General features: G+C 72.7%; 14 protein-coding genes and 1 riboswitch. Of the genes, 7 read left to right on the forward strand and 7 right to left on the reverse strand.

All coding sequences use genetic code 11. From position 1 onward, the window contains the following. The first annotated feature begins 10 nt into the window (after window positions 1-10). Complete coding sequence (locus P8627_RS03895; protein WP_279966277.1) at window positions 11-1,195, forward strand: lytic murein transglycosylase; 1,185 nt, start codon at window positions 11-13, stop codon at window positions 1,193-1,195. A 3-nt stretch (window positions 1,196-1,198) separates the two neighbouring features. Here the strand turns inward: P8627_RS03895 and P8627_RS03900 are convergent, their stop codons facing one another. Both P8627_RS03900 and smc read right to left on the reverse strand, forming a co-directional pair. Continuing rightward, on the reverse strand, window positions 1,199-1,981 hold the full coding sequence (locus P8627_RS03900; protein WP_279966278.1) for a transglutaminase-like domain-containing protein: 783 nt from the start codon (window positions 1,979-1,981) through the stop codon (window positions 1,199-1,201). Window positions 1,982-2,074: 93 nt separating this feature from the next. After that, window positions 2,075-5,536 (reverse strand): chromosome segregation protein SMC, encoded by a 3,462-nt coding sequence (gene smc / locus P8627_RS03905; protein WP_279966279.1) that lies wholly within the window; start codon window positions 5,534-5,536, stop codon window positions 2,075-2,077. 223 nt (window positions 5,537-5,759) lie between these two features. After that, window positions 5,760-5,950, forward strand: a riboswitch (cobalamin riboswitch). Window positions 5,951-6,061: 111 nt separating this feature from the next. Here smc and P8627_RS03910 point away from each other — a divergent pair. From P8627_RS03910 to P8627_RS03920, 3 genes are all read left to right on the forward strand, one after another. Then, window positions 6,062-6,697 (forward strand): HupE/UreJ family protein, encoded by a 636-nt coding sequence (locus tag P8627_RS03910; RefSeq protein ID WP_279966280.1) that lies wholly within the window; start codon window positions 6,062-6,064, stop codon window positions 6,695-6,697. 155 nt (window positions 6,698-6,852) lie between these two features. Further along, window positions 6,853-7,926 (forward strand): cobalamin biosynthesis protein CobW, encoded by a 1,074-nt coding sequence (cobW, locus tag P8627_RS03915; RefSeq protein ID WP_279966281.1) that lies wholly within the window; start codon window positions 6,853-6,855, stop codon window positions 7,924-7,926. Next, window positions 7,923-8,387, forward strand: a complete 465-nt coding sequence (locus tag P8627_RS03920; RefSeq protein WP_279966282.1) for a GNAT family N-acetyltransferase — start codon at window positions 7,923-7,925, stop codon at window positions 8,385-8,387. The genes cobW and P8627_RS03920 overlap by 4 nt, the downstream gene beginning before the upstream one ends. On the opposite strand, the gene P8627_RS03925 is transcribed toward P8627_RS03920, so the two are convergent. Together P8627_RS03925 and P8627_RS03930 are read right to left on the reverse strand one after the other, a co-directional pair. Further along, complete coding sequence (locus P8627_RS03925; RefSeq protein WP_279966283.1) at window positions 8,369-9,283, reverse strand: pseudouridine-5'-phosphate glycosidase; 915 nt, start codon at window positions 9,281-9,283, stop codon at window positions 8,369-8,371. The two genes, P8627_RS03920 and P8627_RS03925, sit on opposite strands and share 19 nt — an antisense overlap. A 17-nt stretch (window positions 9,284-9,300) precedes the next feature. Beyond that, window positions 9,301-9,555 (reverse strand): DUF1289 domain-containing protein, encoded by a 255-nt coding sequence (locus tag P8627_RS03930; RefSeq protein WP_279966284.1) that lies wholly within the window; start codon window positions 9,553-9,555, stop codon window positions 9,301-9,303. Between the two features lie 71 nt (window positions 9,556-9,626). Between P8627_RS03930 and cobN the strand changes: the two genes are divergently transcribed. Both cobN and P8627_RS03940 read left to right on the forward strand, forming a co-directional pair. Further along, window positions 9,627-13,322, forward strand: coding sequence for a cobaltochelatase subunit CobN (gene cobN / locus P8627_RS03935; RefSeq protein ID WP_279966285.1), 3,696 nt, complete (start codon window positions 9,627-9,629; stop codon window positions 13,320-13,322). A gap of 25 nt (window positions 13,323-13,347) precedes the next feature. Beyond that, entirely contained in the window at window positions 13,348-13,614 is a 267-nt protein-coding gene (locus P8627_RS03940) for a hypothetical protein (RefSeq protein WP_279966286.1), read from the forward strand. A 130-nt stretch (window positions 13,615-13,744) separates the two neighbouring features. Here the strand turns inward: P8627_RS03940 and P8627_RS03945 are convergent, their stop codons facing one another. Both P8627_RS03945 and P8627_RS03950 read right to left on the reverse strand, forming a co-directional pair. Beyond that, window positions 13,745-13,924, reverse strand: a complete 180-nt coding sequence (locus P8627_RS03945; RefSeq protein ID WP_279966287.1) for a hypothetical protein — start codon at window positions 13,922-13,924, stop codon at window positions 13,745-13,747. Window positions 13,925-13,979: 55 nt separating this feature from the next. Further along, entirely contained in the window at window positions 13,980-14,276 is a 297-nt protein-coding gene (locus P8627_RS03950; RefSeq protein ID WP_279966288.1) for a hypothetical protein, read from the reverse strand. 102 nt (window positions 14,277-14,378) lie between these two features. Between P8627_RS03950 and cobO the strand changes: the two genes are divergently transcribed. Continuing rightward, window positions 14,379-14,993, forward strand: coding sequence for a cob(I)yrinic acid a,c-diamide adenosyltransferase (gene cobO / locus P8627_RS03955; protein WP_279966289.1), 615 nt, complete (start codon window positions 14,379-14,381; stop codon window positions 14,991-14,993). A gap of 181 nt (window positions 14,994-15,174) precedes the next feature. Here the strand turns inward: cobO and P8627_RS03960 are convergent, their stop codons facing one another. Next, complete coding sequence (locus tag P8627_RS03960) at window positions 15,175-15,405, reverse strand: DUF3253 domain-containing protein (RefSeq protein ID WP_347882300.1); 231 nt, start codon at window positions 15,403-15,405, stop codon at window positions 15,175-15,177. Window positions 15,406-15,532 lie beyond the last annotated feature (127 nt).

A 15,532-nucleotide genomic window follows, 5' to 3' on the forward strand; every position in this document is an offset into this window, starting at 1 on the left:
GGAGACCGCCATGCGCCGCGCCCCCTTCGCCGCCCTGCCCCTCGCCTTGCTGCTCGCCCTTCCGCAGCCCGCCGCCGCGCAGCAATGCGGCGGGTCCTTCGCGGGCTTCGTAGAGGCGCTCCGATCCGAATCCGTCGCCCGCGGTCACGCCCCCGCCACCGTCGAAGCCTTCTTCGCGGGCGTCCGGCAGGACGAGCGCACGCTGCGCGCCGATCGCGCGCAGGGGGTCTTCAACCTCGATTTCGTGGATTTCGCCCGCCGCCTGATCTCCGCCGACCGGATGCGACGCGGGGCGGCCAATGAAGCGGCCCATGACGCGATCTTCGACCGGGCGGAGCGGGATTACGGCATCCCGCGCGGCATCCTCCTCGCGTTCTGGGCGCTGGAGACCGATTACGGCCAGGTGCAGGGCGACTTCGTCACGCGCGACTCGCTGGTGACCCTGGCGCATGACTGCCGCCGCCCGGAGCTCTTCCGCCCGCAGGTCTTCGCGGCGCTGGAGCTCTACGCCCGGGGCGAGTTCGAGCTGGGCACGACGGGGGCCTGGGCGGGCGAGATCGGGCAGGTGCAGATGCTGCCGAGCGACATCCTCGAACGCGGCGTCGATGGCGATGGCGACGGGCGCGTGACGCTCAAGAGCTCGGTCCCCGACGCGCTGCTTTCCGGGGCCAACCTTCTCCGCGGTCTCGGCTGGCGGCCGGGCGAGCCCTGGCTGGTCGAGGTGTCGGTGCCGGAGGATCTGGACTGGGCACGGACCGGGCTCGATCACACGCGTCCCGTCGCCGAATGGTTGGCCCGCGGCGTCGCCCCGCGGGGCCCGGATTTCGGCATGACCGCCGAGATGCCGGCCGCGCTGATCCTGCCGCAGGGCCGGCGGGGCACGGCCTTTCTCGCCTTCGCGAACTACGAGACGCTGTTCGAGTGGAACGAGAGCTTCGTCTACGTCACCACCGCCGCCTATTTCGCCACGCGCCTGTCGGGCGCACCGGTCTTCGATCCGGGCGATCCGCCCGCGGGCCTGTCGGAGGCCGAGATGAGGGCCCTGCAGACCGCGCTCGTGGCGCGCGGCCACGACGTGGGCGCGGTCGACGGCATCCTCGGGCGGCTCACCCGCCGCGCGGTGCGCGCAGAGCAGGCGCGGCTGGGCCTTCCGGCCGATGCCTGGCCAACCGGGGAATTGCTGGCCCGGCTCTGACGCTCAGCCCGCGGCGACCGCCACGGTCTGCGACACCAGCGTCGCCAGCCCGTAGCTCGTCAGAAAGGACACGTCCGCAGCGTCCCGGCCGACGCCGACCAGCGCCAGTTCGGAAGCGCTCGCCATGCCGGTCGGATCGACCAGGTGCCAGGCGTCCTCCAGCCAGACCTCGGCCACGAGGTGGAAATCGGGCGGATCGACCCGCGGCGCGTAGCCCGAGGCAACGCGCGCAGGGATTCCCGCCGCCCGCGCCAGCGCGACCATGACATGCGCATAGTCGCGGCAGACCCCGCGCCGCTGGACGAAGCTTTCCCGTGCGGTCGTCGCGGCGGTCGAGACGCCCGCCACATAGGTGAAATGCGTCCCGATCCAGTCCCGGATCGCGAGGATCAGCGGCCCGCCGGACAGGCCCGCGAATTCGGCGGAGACGAAGGCCTCGAACTCGTCCGAGGGGCAATAGCGCGAGGGCATGAGAAAGCCCGTCGCCTCGCCCGTCAGGGCCCGCGGCGGATCCGCCGTCAGGCTCTCGAAACCCGGATCGGGCCGGTCGATCGCCACCGTGGCCCGGTAGGTCGCCTCGAACCGCCCCTCGGCCTGCATCCAGGCGCGGGTGCCGAAGGCCTGCTCGGCGGGCACGCGCGTGAAATCGTTGACCGGCGTCGTGAACAGCCGGTCCTCGCGCACGTCCTGCCCCGCCACGCGGGCCAGCTCGACCTGCAGCAGCAAGTCCGCGGCGGCCTCGAAATCGTAGGCCATCTTCGCTTCGATCGTGAGAATGGTCGCCATGCCGGGTCCGCCTTCCGCAAAGCTGGGGCCGGGGCGCGCGGGATCGCGGCCGGTCCGGGCCGGATGCGCCCTTTCCGTCCCCGCCGCAACCCGTCAGGCGACCAGCGACTCCGCCTTCTTCAGATCGACCGAGACAAGCTGGCTCACGCCCTGCTCGACCATGGTGACGCCGAAGAGGCGGTCCATGCGGCTCATGGTGACGGCGTGGTGGGTGATGATCAGGAAGCGGGTCGCCGTGCGGCGGGTCATCTCGTCCAGCATGTCGCAGAACCGGGTGACATTCGCGTCGTCGAGCGGCGCGTCCACCTCGTCGAGCACGCAGATCGGCGCGGGATTGGCCAGGAACACCGCGAAGATCAGCGCCAGCGCGGTCAGCGTCTGCTCGCCCCCCGACAGAAGCGACAGCGTCGACAGCTTCTTCCCGGGCGGCTGGCACATGATCTCGAGCCCGGCCTCCAGCGGATCGTCGCTCTCGACCAGTTCCAGCCGCGCCTCGCCCCCCTGGAAGAGATGCTTGAAGAGCTGGGCGAAATTGACGTTCACCGTGTCGAACGCATCAAGCAGCCGCTGCCGTCCCTCGCGGTTGAGCTGCGCGATCCCGGCGCGCAATTCGCTCACCGCCTGATCCAGGTCGACCTTCTCGGCGGCGAGCTGGTCGTGCTCCTCCTGCACCTCGCGGGCATCCTCCTCGGCGCGCAGGTTGACGGCGCCCAGCGCGTCGCGCTGGCGCTTGAGGCGGTTGACCTCGGTCTCGATCGCCTCGGCGGCGGGCAACGTTTCGGGATCGGCGTCGAGCCGCGCCAGCAATTCGGCCGGGGTGCAGTCCTGCGCCTCGGCGATCCGCTCCTCGGCATAGCCCAGCGCCTCGCGGGCGGCGTCCAGCCGGGCCTCGGCCCGGGCGCGAGCCTCGCGCGCCTCGCCCGCCTGCCGCTCGGCGTCGCGGGCGCCCTGCGCGGCTTCGCGCAGCGCGGTCTCGCCCAGGGCCAGCGCGTCGGCGGCGGCCTTGCGGCGCGTCTCGGCGCGGTCGATCTCGACGCCCAGCGTCTCGCGCTCGGCAGCCAGCCCCGCGGGCAGGCCCGCGGCCTCCGCCAGCTCCGCCTCGGCCCGCGTGCGGCGCTGCTCCAACTCGCCCGCGCGGATCTGCGCGCTGGACAGGCGGTCGCGCCAGCTCGCCAGCTCCCGGCCGACCTGCGCCAGCCGCGCCGCGCGGCCCTCGGCCTCGCGCTTGACCTCCTCGGCCTGCGCGCGGCGGGCCATCATCGCGATCCGCGCCGCCTCGACCGTGCCGCGCAAGGTTTCGAGCGCGGCGCGGGTGTCGTCTAGCGGCGCAAGCTCGCGCCGCGCCGCCTCCGCCTCGCGCTTCGCCTCGGCGGCCTCCAGCGCCTCGGCCTCGTGGCGGGCGACGGCCATCTGCGCGCTCTCCAGCCGCGAGGCGGCCATGCCCTTAGCGCCCTCGGCCTGCGCCAGCGCGCGGCCCGCCTCGGTCAGCGCGCGGTCGGCGGCGCGGCGGGTCTCGCGGGCCTCCGCCTCCTCGGCCTTGCGCCGCTCCAGCGTCCGCGCCAGCGCCTCATGCGCCGCGGTCGTCCCGTCGGCCCGGGCCTGCGCCTCATCGAGATCCTGCCGCAGGCTCGCCAGCCGGTTCACCTGCTGCAGCCGCAGCGCTGCCGCCGAGGGCGCCGCATCGGCCGAGGCGCGATACCCGTCCCAGCGCCACAGATCGCCGCGCTCCGAGACCAGAACCTGGCCCGGCGACAGGCGCGGCTGCATCTGCGCGGCCTCGTCGGGATCGACCAGCCCGACCTGGCCCAGCCGCCGGTCGAGCAGCGCCGGCGCCTCGACATGGGCGGCCAGCGGCGCGATCCCGTCGGGCAGGTTCGCGGGCCGGTCATAGGGCGGCAGGGCGGCCCAGCCGGTCTCGCCCTCGTCGCCCGTGCCCAGCTCGGTCGCGCGCAGATCCTCGCCGCAGGCCGCGCCCAGCGCCGCCTCGAAGCCCGGCGCGACCGTCACCCGGTCGAGAAGCGGCGCGCCCTCGCCCGTGTCGCGGGACAGAAGCTTCGAGAGCGCCGAGACCTCGGCCCCCAACGTGTTGACCACGCCCTCGGCCTCGGCGCGCTCGGTTCGGGCGCGACCCTCGGCATCCTGCGCGGCCTCGCGCGCGGCCTCGGCCTCGGCCAGCCGCGTCTCGGCCGCGGCCGCCGCGTCCTGCGCCCGGACCTGGGCCCCGCCCGCCTCGGCCTGCGCGGCATCGGCACCGTCGAGCGTCGCCCGGGCGGCCCCGGCCGCCGCGCGGGCGCGCTCGGCCTCGGCGGCGATGCGGGCCGTGCGCGTCTCGGCATCCTCGGCCATGCGGGCGACCGATTGGTGGCGCGCCGAGAGCCGGGCCAGGTCCTCCGTCAGCGTCGACAGCTCGGCCTCGCGCTCGGACAGGACGGCCGCCGCCTCGGTGGCCGCCGCCTGCGCCGCGGCCAGCGCGTCGCCCTGCCCGGCCCGCGCGGCCTCCAGCGCAGCGGCCTCCTCCTCAAGGCGCGCAATGGTCTCGCCCGCATCGCGGTTCAGCACTCCCTCGCGCTCGGCGTCCGAGCCCAGCTGCGCGATCCGCGCCTCCAGTCCTTCGATCCGGGCGCGCGCCGCCGCCTCGCGTTCGGCCAGCGTGTCGCGCTGCACCGTCAGGCGCTGCAGCACGGCGCCGGCGACGGCCTCCTCCTCGCGCAGCGGGGGCAGCGCGGCCTCGGCCTCGGCGCGCGCGGTCTCGGCCGCGCGGGCGCCGCGATCGGCGGTGGCCGCGGCGGTCTGGCGTTCGCGCAGGGTGGCATCGGCCGCGGCATGCGCCGCCTCGGCCTCGCGCCAGCGGCGGTAGAGCAGCATGCCCTCGGCCCGGCGCAGCGCCGCGCCGATCTCGCGGTAGCGGGCCGCCTGCCGCGCCTGCCGGGCCAGGCTGGCCAGCTGCGCGGCGAGCTGCTCGATCACGTCGTCGACCCGGGCCAGGTTGGCTTCCGTCGCGTTCAGCTTCAGCTCCGCCTCGTGGCGCCGCTGGTAGAGGCCGGAAATCCCCGCCGCCTCCTCCAGGATGCGGCGGCGGCGCTGCGGCTTGGCGTTGATCAGCTCGGCGATCTGGCCCTGCCGCACCAGCGCCGGGCTGTGCGCGCCGGTCGAGGCGTCGGCGAAGAGCATCTGCACGTCCCGCGCCCGCACGTCGCGCCCGTTGAGTTTGTAGGCGCTCCCCGCATCCCGCGTGATCCGTCGCACGACGTCCAGCGCGTCCGCGTCGTTGAAGGCGGCGGGCGCGGTGCGGTCGGTATTGTCGAGCGCCAGCGTCACCTCGGCGAAGTTGCGCGCCGGCCGCGAGGCGGCGCCGGCGAAGATCACGTCCTCCATCCCGCCGCCGCGCATCGCGGTCGGGCGGTTTTCGCCCATTACCCAGCGCAGCGCCTCGAGCAGGTTCGACTTGCCGCAGCCATTGGGGCCCACGACACCGGTCAGCCCGTCGGCGATCACCAGGTCGGTGGGATCGACGAAGGACTTGAAGCCGTTCAGCCTGAGGCGGGAGAATTGCATGTCGCCATCCTGCCGCCGCCGCCCCGCCCGTCAAGCGCGGAGCGCCGCATCTGGGGGTGATGAGCGGCTTTTCCACAAGATATCGCAGGACGGCGCGCGAAACGGCCCCGCATCCCCGCCGGGCCCGGTCGCGCGACGCGCCGGGCCGCCCGCGCCGCTTCCGCCGCGGCGCCGGTCGCAATCGCGCTTGACGCAGCCCGGACGCGAGGCGCATCAACCCCGGGCAAGGTTCCTTCGCGCGAAGCGCATCGGAGGATGAAATGGGAATGCGGTGAGGGGGACCCAATCCGGGACCCGAATCCGCAGCCGCCCCCGCGACTGTGAGCGGCGAGCGGGACGTCACGATGCCACTGGGCCACCGGCCCGGGAAGGCGACGCCCCGCCGCGACCCGCGAGCCAGGAGACCAGCCCTGCACCGCCCCCCGGGGCGGCTTGGACGTAACGGACGGGGTGTTCCGTGACCGGGCCGGGCGCTGTGCCCCTCCCGCCACGACCCCCCTTCAGCAGAGACCCGAAGGGGACGACATGAATCGCATTCTCACCGCCGCCGCGCTCACCGCGCTCGCCACGCCCGCGCTGGCGCACCATCCGCTCGACGGCATGCCGATGGAGAGCGTCGCCCACGGCCTGCTCTCGGGCGCGGGCCATCCCGTGCTGGGCTTCGACCACCTGTTCTTCGTGGCGCTGATGGGCGTCGCGGCCGCGCTCTGCGGCCTGCTGGCCCGCGCGCCGCTGGCCTATCTCGCGGCGATGCTGGGCGGCACGGCGCTGACGACGCTGGGCGTCGCCCTGCCCGCGCAGGAGGCGATGATCGTTCTGTCGCTGATCGTGCTGGGCGGCTGGCTGGCCTCGGGCCGGGCGCTGGCGACGGCACCGCTTCTGGCGGTCTTCGCGGGGTTCGGCCTGTTCCACGGCGCGGCCTTCGGCGCCGCGGTCGCGGGCCAGGAGGGCGGGCTCGCCGCCCCGGTCTTCGCGGGCTACCTGCTGGGGCTCTTCGCGGTGCAATACGCCCTGACCTTCGCCGCCGGGACCGCCGCGCGACGCCTGGCCGCCGCGGGCCCCGTCAACGCCCGCCTCGCCGGAGCGATGGGCGCGGGCGTGGGCCTGTTCCTCGCGCTCGAGATGGTCGAGGGCCCGTTGCTGGCCGCCATCGCGGGCTGACACGCCACCCGCAGCGCGCGCCGGTTGCGGCCGGCGCGCCCGTGAGAATTTCCGGACCCGTGATGTGAGGCGACCGCCCTGCCCATCACGGGTCTCGAAATACTCAGGAACGTCCGCCCGCCGAACGCGCGGCGCCGCAGAAGAAGGTCCGCTTCATGAAGATCCCCGCCACCATCGTCACCGGCTTCCTCGGCGCCGGGAAGACCACGCTGATCCGCCACCTGCTGCAGAACGCGGGCGACCGGCGCATCGCGCTCATCATCAACGAGTTCGGCGACCTGGGCGTCGATGGTGGCATCCTGAAGGGCTGCGGCATCGAGAGCTGTTCGGACGACGACGTGGTCGAGCTGTCGAACGGCTGCATCTGCTGCACCGTGGCCGATGATTTCGTGCCGACCATGCAGGCGCTCCTGGCGCGCGAGACGCCACCCGACCATATCGTGATCGAAACCTCGGGCCTGGCCCTGCCCCAGCCGCTGGTGCGCGCCTTCGCCTGGCCCGACCTCAAGACCCGCGTCACCGTCGATGGAGTCGTCACCGTGCTCGACGGGCCCGCCGTGGCGGCGGGGACCTTCGCCGCCGATATCGCCGCCGTGGACCGACAGCGGGCGGCGGATGACGGGCTCGACCACGAGACGCCGCTGTCAGAGCTCTATGCCGACCAGGTGGCCTGCGCCGACATGATCGTGGTCAACAAGATCGACCTGATGGGCGATCCCGCCCCGCTGATCGCCCGCTTGCGCGGCGAGGCGCGCGCGGGCGTGCAGGTCGTGCCCGCCGAGATGGGCGCGCTGCCCGCCGAGGTGCTGCTGGGCCGTGGCCAGGGGGCCGAGGACGACCTCGCCGCGCGGCACGAGATCCATCACCACCATCACCACCACGATGACGACGACGATGACCACGATCACGACCACCATCACGAGCACGGCCACGACGCCTTCGAGAGCTTCGTGGTCGAGACGGCCGAGATCGCCGACCCGGCCGCCTTCGCCGCCCGGATCTCGGACGTGGTCCGGCGCCACGGCATTTTGCGGCTCAAGGGCTTCGCCAGCGTCGCGGGCAAGCCGATGCGGCTGACGGTGCAAGCGGTGGGCCCGCGGGTCGATCACTATTTCGACCGGCCGCTGAACGGCGACGCGCGCGGGGTGCGGCTGGTGGTGATCGGGCAGGCCGGGCTGGACCGCGCCGCGATCGCGGCGGACCTGCAGGCCAGCCCCATTCCGGCGTGACGCCCGGCCCCGGCATCACCGTCGCGGCGGCGGATCCGCGCGATCCCGGTCCCGCCGCGCTGCTGGCGCAGAGCCATGCGCTGATGCGGGCGATGTTCCCGACCGATGCCTGCCATTTCCTCGACCTCGCGGCGCTGGCCGGCCCCGATATCCGCTTCGTCGCGGCCTCGGCCGACGGCGCGGTCCTCGGGACGGGCGCGCTCGCCCTGCGGGACGGGTATAGCGAGGTCAAATCGATGTTCACCGCCCCCGAGGCGCGCGGGCGCGGCGTCGCCGACGCGGTCCTGCGGCACCTCATCGGGTTGGCCCGGGCCGAGGGCTGCGGCGTGCTGCGGCTGGAAACGGGGGTGGGGCTGGATGCGGCGCATCGGCTCTATGCCCGCCACGGCTTCCGGCCCCGCGGGCCCTTCGGCACCTACAGGGCGCAGCCCGAGAGCCTGTTCTACGAACGCGCGGTCTGAGCCGTCCCCGCCACCGCGATGCGCGCGGCGAGCCGCGCGTTGTTCAGCACCAGCGCGATATTGGCGGCGAGCGCCGTGCCGTCCGTCTCGGCGTTCAACCGGCCGAGCAGGAAGGGCGTGACCTCCTTGCCGTTGATGCCCCGCGCCGCCGCCTCGGCCAGCGCGGCCTCGATCGTCCCGCCAATCGCGTCCGGGTCCAGCGCATCGGCCTCGGGGATGGGGTTGGCGACCAGCAGGCCGGTGCCCAGGCTCATCGCGGCATGGGCGGACCGGATCGCGGCGATTTCGGCCGCGTCGTCCACCCGCTCGCCCGCGGCGACGCCGGACCGGCGGGTGTAGAAGGCCGGGAACTCGTCGGCGCCGAAGACCAGCACCGGCACGCGCAGCGTCTCGAGCGTCTCGATCGTGCGGGGGATGTCGAGGATCGATTTCACCCCCGCGCAGACCACGCAGACATCCGTGACGGCGAGTTCGGTCAGATCAGCGCTGACGTCGAGCCCGTCGCCGCGATGCACGCCGCCGATCCCGCCGGTCGCAAAAGTGCCGATCCCGGCCAGATGCGCGATCCGCATCGTGGCGCTGACCGTGGTTCCGGCGGTCAGCCCGCGCACCGCGCAGAGCCCGAGATCGCGCGAGGCCGCCTTCACGACGGCGCCCCCCTGCCCCAGCCGCGCGATCTGCGCCGCGTCGAGCCCCGCGCAGGGCGTGCCGTCGATCACCGCGACCGTCGCCGGCACAGCGCCCTCGGCGCGCACGGCTGCTTCGACCTCGGCCGCGACCTCGGCGTTTCGCGGCCAGGGCATGCCGTGGCTGATGATGGTGGATTCCAGCGCCACCACCGGGCGGGCCTCGGCCAGCGCGGCGGCGACCTCGTCGGACAAGCGGATCTCGGTCATGGCCGCCTCATGCCCGGTCAGACCGGTGGCGTCACGCCCTTCTTCGCGCAGCGCTTCAGATAGGCCGCGCGCCAGTGGCCGAAGCCCCCCATCGCCGCCTGCTGGCGCGCGATCAGGCGCACCAGCGCGGCGCGCGCGGCGGGCGCCTTCACCGGCTTGAAGGCCTTCTTCTGCGGCTTCGTCAGGGAACAGGCGATACAGTGCCGGGCCCCCTCGGGGCCGGCGCGGCGGTACTTGCAGACATCGATGCAGGGGGACGGGATCTTGCTCATGCCATCCCAACGCCCGCGCGGCCCGCCGGTTCGACTTGCACCGCGCGGCCCGCTGCCGCAGACCCGGGCGCATGCACCTGCTGGCCGCACAACCCGGCGCCATCGACGATGGCGAGCCCGTCGATCTGGGCCAGGACCCGGCCGAACTGGTCGTGATCTCGGCCGCCGATACCGAGCTCGCCGCGCTGAGCCAGGCGCGGGCCGCGATGGCCGATCCGCCCGAGACGCGGCTGGCGAGCCTGATGCATCTGCGCCACCCGATGAGCGTTGATCTGCATCTCGACGCTTGCGCCACGCACGCGAAGCTGGTGGTCGCCCGCGTGCTGGGCGGGCGCGGCTACTGGACCTACGGGCTCGAGCAATACGCCGCGCGGCTGCACGAGGCGGGCGTACCCTTCGCGGCCCTGCCCGGCGACGACAAGCCCGACGCGGAGCTGCGCGAACTGTCGACCGTCGCGGCCGCGGATTACGACGCGCTCTGGTCGGCGCTGGTCGAGGGCGGCCCCGCCAATGCCTCAATTTTTCTGACCCATGCCCGGGCGATGATCCGCGGCGAGGCGCGGCCCGGCCCCGCCCGGCCCTTGCTGCGCGCGGGCCTCTACTGGCCGGGCGCGCGGGACGCGTCGCTGGCGGAGCTGCGCGCGAATTGGACCGAAGGCGCGCCGGTCGTGCCGGTGATCTTCTACCGCGCGCTGCTGCAGGGCGCGGGGCTGAACCCGGTCAACCGCATGGTGAAGGCCCTCCTGCGCGTGGGGCTGAACCCGATGCCGGTCTTCGTGGCCTCGCTGAAGGACCCGGTCTCGGCCGCCACGATCCAGGCGCTCTTCACCGACGCGCCGCCCGACGCGATCCTGAACCTCACGAGCTTCGCGGTCGGCGACGCGCGCGCGAACCCGCTGGCGGCGGATTTCGCGAACCGCGCCCCGGTCTTCCAGGGTGTGCTGTCTGCGAGAACCGAGGCCGACTGGCGCGCGGGTCTGACCGGCCTCGGCGCGCGCGACATCGCGATGAACGTGGCCCTGCCGGAACTGGACGGCCGCGTCCTGACCCGGGCGCTGGGCTTCAAGGGCGAGGCCTTCTTCGACGCGGCCACGCAATGCCCGATCGCCACCTGGAAGGCCGAGGGCGGGCGCATCGGCTTCGTGGCACAGCTGCTGGCCGCCTGGTGCCGTTTGCGCCGCCTGCCCGCCGACCGCAGGCGCGTGGCGCTGGTGCTGGCGAACTATCCCAACCGCGACGGACGGCTGGCCAATGGCGTTGGGCTCGACACCCCCGCCGCCACGGTCCACGTCCTGCGGCTTCTGGCCGAGGCGGGCTACGACACGGTGCCGCCCAAGGACGCCGCCGCGCTGATGGCGACGCTCTTGGCCGGGCCGACCAACTGGCTGACCGACCGGGCGGATCGCACGGGGGGCGCGCGCCTTTCGCTCGACGCCTATCGCGCTGTGTACGCCGAGCTGCCCCTCGCGGCGCGCGAGCGGATCGAGGCGCGCTGGGGCGCGCCGGAGGCCGATCCCTTCCTCGAGGACGGCGCCTTCGCCCTGTCGATCCATCGCTTCGGGAACGCCGTCGTCGCGCTGCAGCCAGCGCGCGGCTACAATGTCGATCCGACCGACAGCTACCACTCCCCCGACCTCGTCCCGCCGCACAATTACCTGGCCTTCTACGCCTGGCTGCGCGCCCATTCGGACGCGGTCGTGCACATGGGCAAGCACGGCAACCTCGAGTGGCTGCCCGGCCGCGCGGTCGCACTGGCCGAGGATGACTGGCCCGAGATCGCGCTGGGCCCGATGCCGCATCTCTACCCGTTCATCGTCAACGATCCGGGCGAGGGCACGCAAGCCAAGCGGCGCGCTCAGGCGGTGATCGTCGACCACCTGACGCCGCCGCTGACCCGAGCCGAGAGCTACGGGCCGCTGCGCGATCTCGAGGCGCTGGTGGACGAGTATTACGAGGCGGCGGGCGTCGATCCGCGCCGCATCGACACGCTGCGGGACGAGATCCTGAGCCTCGCGCGGGCCACCGGGCTGGATATCGATGCGGGGATGGATGGGGGCGACGACCTGGCGAAGCTCGACGCCTATCTCTGCGAGCTGAAGGAGGCGCAGATCCGCGACGGGCTGCATGTCTTCGGGCAATCGCCGGAGGGACGGCGGGCCGGCGACCTGCTGCAGGCGCTCTTGCGGCTGCCGCGCGGCGAGGGCCCTGGCGCCGCGAGCCTGCCGCGCGCCATCGCCGCCGATCTGGACCTGGGCTTCGACCCGCTCGATTGCGACATGGCCGCGCCGTGGGACGGGCCGCGACCGGCGGTCCTGGCCGCTTCGGTCGCGCCGGCCGGGGAAAGCGACGAAGGCGGCCCCCTGCCCGTTGCGGGGGCGGAAGATCCCGCCTGGCGCTCCAACGGCGACACGGTCGAGCGGATCGAATGGCTCTCCGCCGCGCTTCTCGATGGCACCGCAGAGGCGCCCGGCCCCGCGACCGCCGCCGTGCTCGGGACGGCCGAGACCCTGCGCGCCACCGTCGCCGCCTGCGGGCCCGCGGAAGGGCAGGCCCTGCTCGACGGGCTGGCCGGACGCTTCATCCCGCCCGCCCCTTCCGGCGCGCCGACGCGCGGGCGGCCGGACGTGCTGCCCACGGGGCGCAACTTCTTCTCGGTCGACAGCCGCGCCGTCCCCACGCCGACCGCGTGGAAGCTCGGCTGGAAATCCGCCTCGCTTCTGGTCGAGCGGCATCTGCAGGATCACGGCGACTGGCCGCGCGCGATGCTGGTCACCGCTTGGGGTACGGCCAACATGCGCACCGGCGGCGACGACATCGCCCAAGGATTGGCGCTGATGGGCGTGCGGCCGCGCTGGGACGCCGCCAACCGCCGCGTGACCGGCTTTGAGATCATCCCTGCCACCGCGCTGGGTCGGCCGCGCGTGGACGTGACCCTACGCGTCTCGGGCTTCTTCCGCGACGCCTTCCCGGCGCAGATGGCGCTGTTCGACGCCGCCGCGCGGGCGGTTCAGGCGCTGGACGAGACCGCCGAGGACAACCCCGCCGCCGCCCGCGCGCGGTCGGGCGAGGGGCAGGCGCGGGTCTACGGCTCGAAGCCCGGGGCCTATGGCGCGGGGCTGCAAGCGCTGATCGACGAGCGGCTCTGGACCGAGACCGCCGATCTGGGCGCGGCCTATGTCGAATGGGGCGGCTATGCCTATGGCACCGGCGAGGGCGCGGCCGACCATGACGGGCTGCGCCAACGGCTGGGACAGGTCGAGGCGGTGGTGCAGAACCAGGACAACCGCGAGCACGACCTGCTCGATTCAGACGATTACTACCAGTTCGAAGGCGGCGCGGCGGCGGCGGTCGAGATGCTGCGCGGCACGCGCCCGCCGGTCTATCACAACGACCATTCGCGCCCCGAACGCCCCGTGATCCGCACGCTGGAGGACGAGATCGGGCGGGTCGTCCGCTCGCGCGTGGTGAACCCGAAATGGATCGCCGGGGTGAAGCGGCACGGCTACAAGGGCGCCTTCGAAATCGCGGCGACAGTGGACTACCTCTTCGCCTTCGCGGCCACGACGGGCGCGGTGCGCGACCACCATTTCGACCTCGTGGCGGCGGCGGTGCTGGAGGACGCGGACACGCGCGACTTCATCGAAGGCGCGAACGCCCCTGCCCTGGCCGATATCGCGGACCGCCTGGCCGAGGCGATCGACCGGGGGCTCTGGCGACCGCGCTCGAACTCGATCCGGGGCCTGGTCGCGCAATTCGGGCGGGGATGATCGCGGCCAAAGGACACGTGAGGGGATGATTGGCTGGAAGGACGAGATTGCCTACCGTCTCAGACGATATACCGGCTACGCCGCGACGTATGAAGGCGATGGAATTCGTGTCAGGTGCGACAACGAAGACAGCTTCGACGTCTCGATCTATCAATCGGATAGCGACTTCACGGTATCGTTCGACGGTTGGCACGAGCATTTCGGCGCGGTCGAGGATGCGCTGAACTGCTTCGCGTTCGGCCTCTCGGGTGAATGCCGCATCAAGGTGATCGTCCGAGGAACGACGGAATGATCATGGACCCCACAGGCCGAACTGGATGGGGACTGGGGCGATGACTCCACGACCGGGATGATCCTCTGCCCATTCTGGCGCAGGAAGCGCATTCTCTATCGGCGCAACACCTTCGTTCCAGCCCGCTAGCTTAGTCCTTCTTGCTCCGCGCGGCCTTTTCGTCGCGGGTGAGCGGGTTGTTCCACTGATTGTTGCTCAGTCCCAGTTCCGGCTTCGGCGGTTTCGTCTTGCCGACCTTCACCTGGCCGCCCTTCTCGAGGAATGCCCGGATCAGCGCGTCGTCGGTGGTCGGCTTGGGAACTTTCTTCATGCCCCCAGACCTACAGAGCGGAACGCCCGCTTGTCACGCGGCGTCTGCGCGGGGCTCACCTTCCCGCGCAATCCAGCGTCATGTTCACCAGCGCCACATCCCCGATCGCGGTGGCGGGGCGCACGGCGCAGCCGGTGACCTGCTCGGTCGCGGCGATGGCGGCGGGCAGGACGTCGTCCAGCCGGGGCCGGAAGACGCGGTTCATCCGCGTCGCCTGTGCGGTCTCGAGGTTCCAGTTCACCCGGAAGTCATGCCCGCCCGCGCTGGCCGTCGCGCTGCGCGTGAGCCCGTCGAGCGGATGCGGGCTGCCGCAGGCGGCGAGCAGGAGGAGGGCGGAAAGGACGGCGCGCATGGGTCACCCTGTCCCGACGCGGTTAAGCGGCGGTTAACGGCGCCCGTGGCCCTTCGCGCGGCCGCGCGCTAGGCTGCGGGGAGCAGCGAAAAGGGACGCCCGATGAGCGCAGATGCCGAGACCGATCGCCACAACGCCAAGATGGCCAAGAAGAAGGCCGCGCGGGACAAGATCATGGCCACCAAGACCGAGGAAAAGGGCCTGGTCATCGTCCATACCGGCAAGGGAAAAGGCAAGAGTTCCAGTGCCTTCGGGATGATCTTCCGCTGCATCGCGCATGGGATGCCCTGCGCGGTGGTGCAGTTCATCAAGGGCGGCATGGGCACCGGCGAGCGCGATTTGATCGCGGCGCATTTCGGCGAGCTGTGCCAGTTTCACACGATGGGCGAGGGCTTCACCTGGGAGACGCAGGACAAGTCGCGCGATATCGAGATGGCGCAGGCGGCCTGGGCCAAGGCCAAGGAGCTGATCGCGGACGAGCGCAACCGCATGGTTTTGCTCGACGAAATCAATATCGCGATCCGCTACGACTATGTCGATGCGCGCGAGGTCGTGGACTGGCTGGCGGCCAACAAGCCGCCGATGACGCATGTCGTCCTGACCGGTCGGAACGCCGCCGAGGAGGTGATCGAACTGGCCGATCTGGTCACCGAGATGGAGCTGGTGAAGCACCCGTTCCGGTCGGGCGTTAAGGCTCAGGCCGGGGTGGAATTCTGAGGCGGATTTCGTGGGTGATCCACGGGTGATCTGCGGGTGATCCGTGTCGGACGTGAATGGGCCCCGTGGCGCGCGGTGGCCACCCCGGCGCGATGAGTATTTCCGGACCCGTGATGCCGGGTCGCGCAGGTGGATGGCAGGCGGGCGTTAACCTTACTGGTTTCTTGACGTGCCGGCGGGGCTAGCCGGCCTCCGGCGCGTCGCGGCGGGCCAGCCGAATTGGGCCGCGGGCCGTGACGGGATCGACGGGCCGCCCCTGCTGGGTGGCGGTGATGTCGGGCATCGTGGCGGCCACCGTCCGCACCCGCGGCATCAGCGGCCGCCAGTCGTCAGAAAGCGCGCGCGCGATCTCGGACGGGCAGAAGGTGCCGGGCGCGCGGTCGGTCGCGAGGCGGGCGAGCGTCTTGGCGATCTAGTGGTCGGTCGGTCACGGGCATCGGCGGGATGCTAACGCAGCCATCGCGACCGGCCTAGGCCGGGACGGCGGAGCGGAGACGCTCCGCGCCACGGCCGGGTCGCGGGGGCGGCGCGGCGCCGCC

It is taken from the genome of Jannaschia sp. GRR-S6-38, assembly GCF_029853695.1.
Taxonomy (GTDB): domain Bacteria; phylum Pseudomonadota; class Alphaproteobacteria; order Rhodobacterales; family Rhodobacteraceae; genus Jannaschia; species Jannaschia ovalis.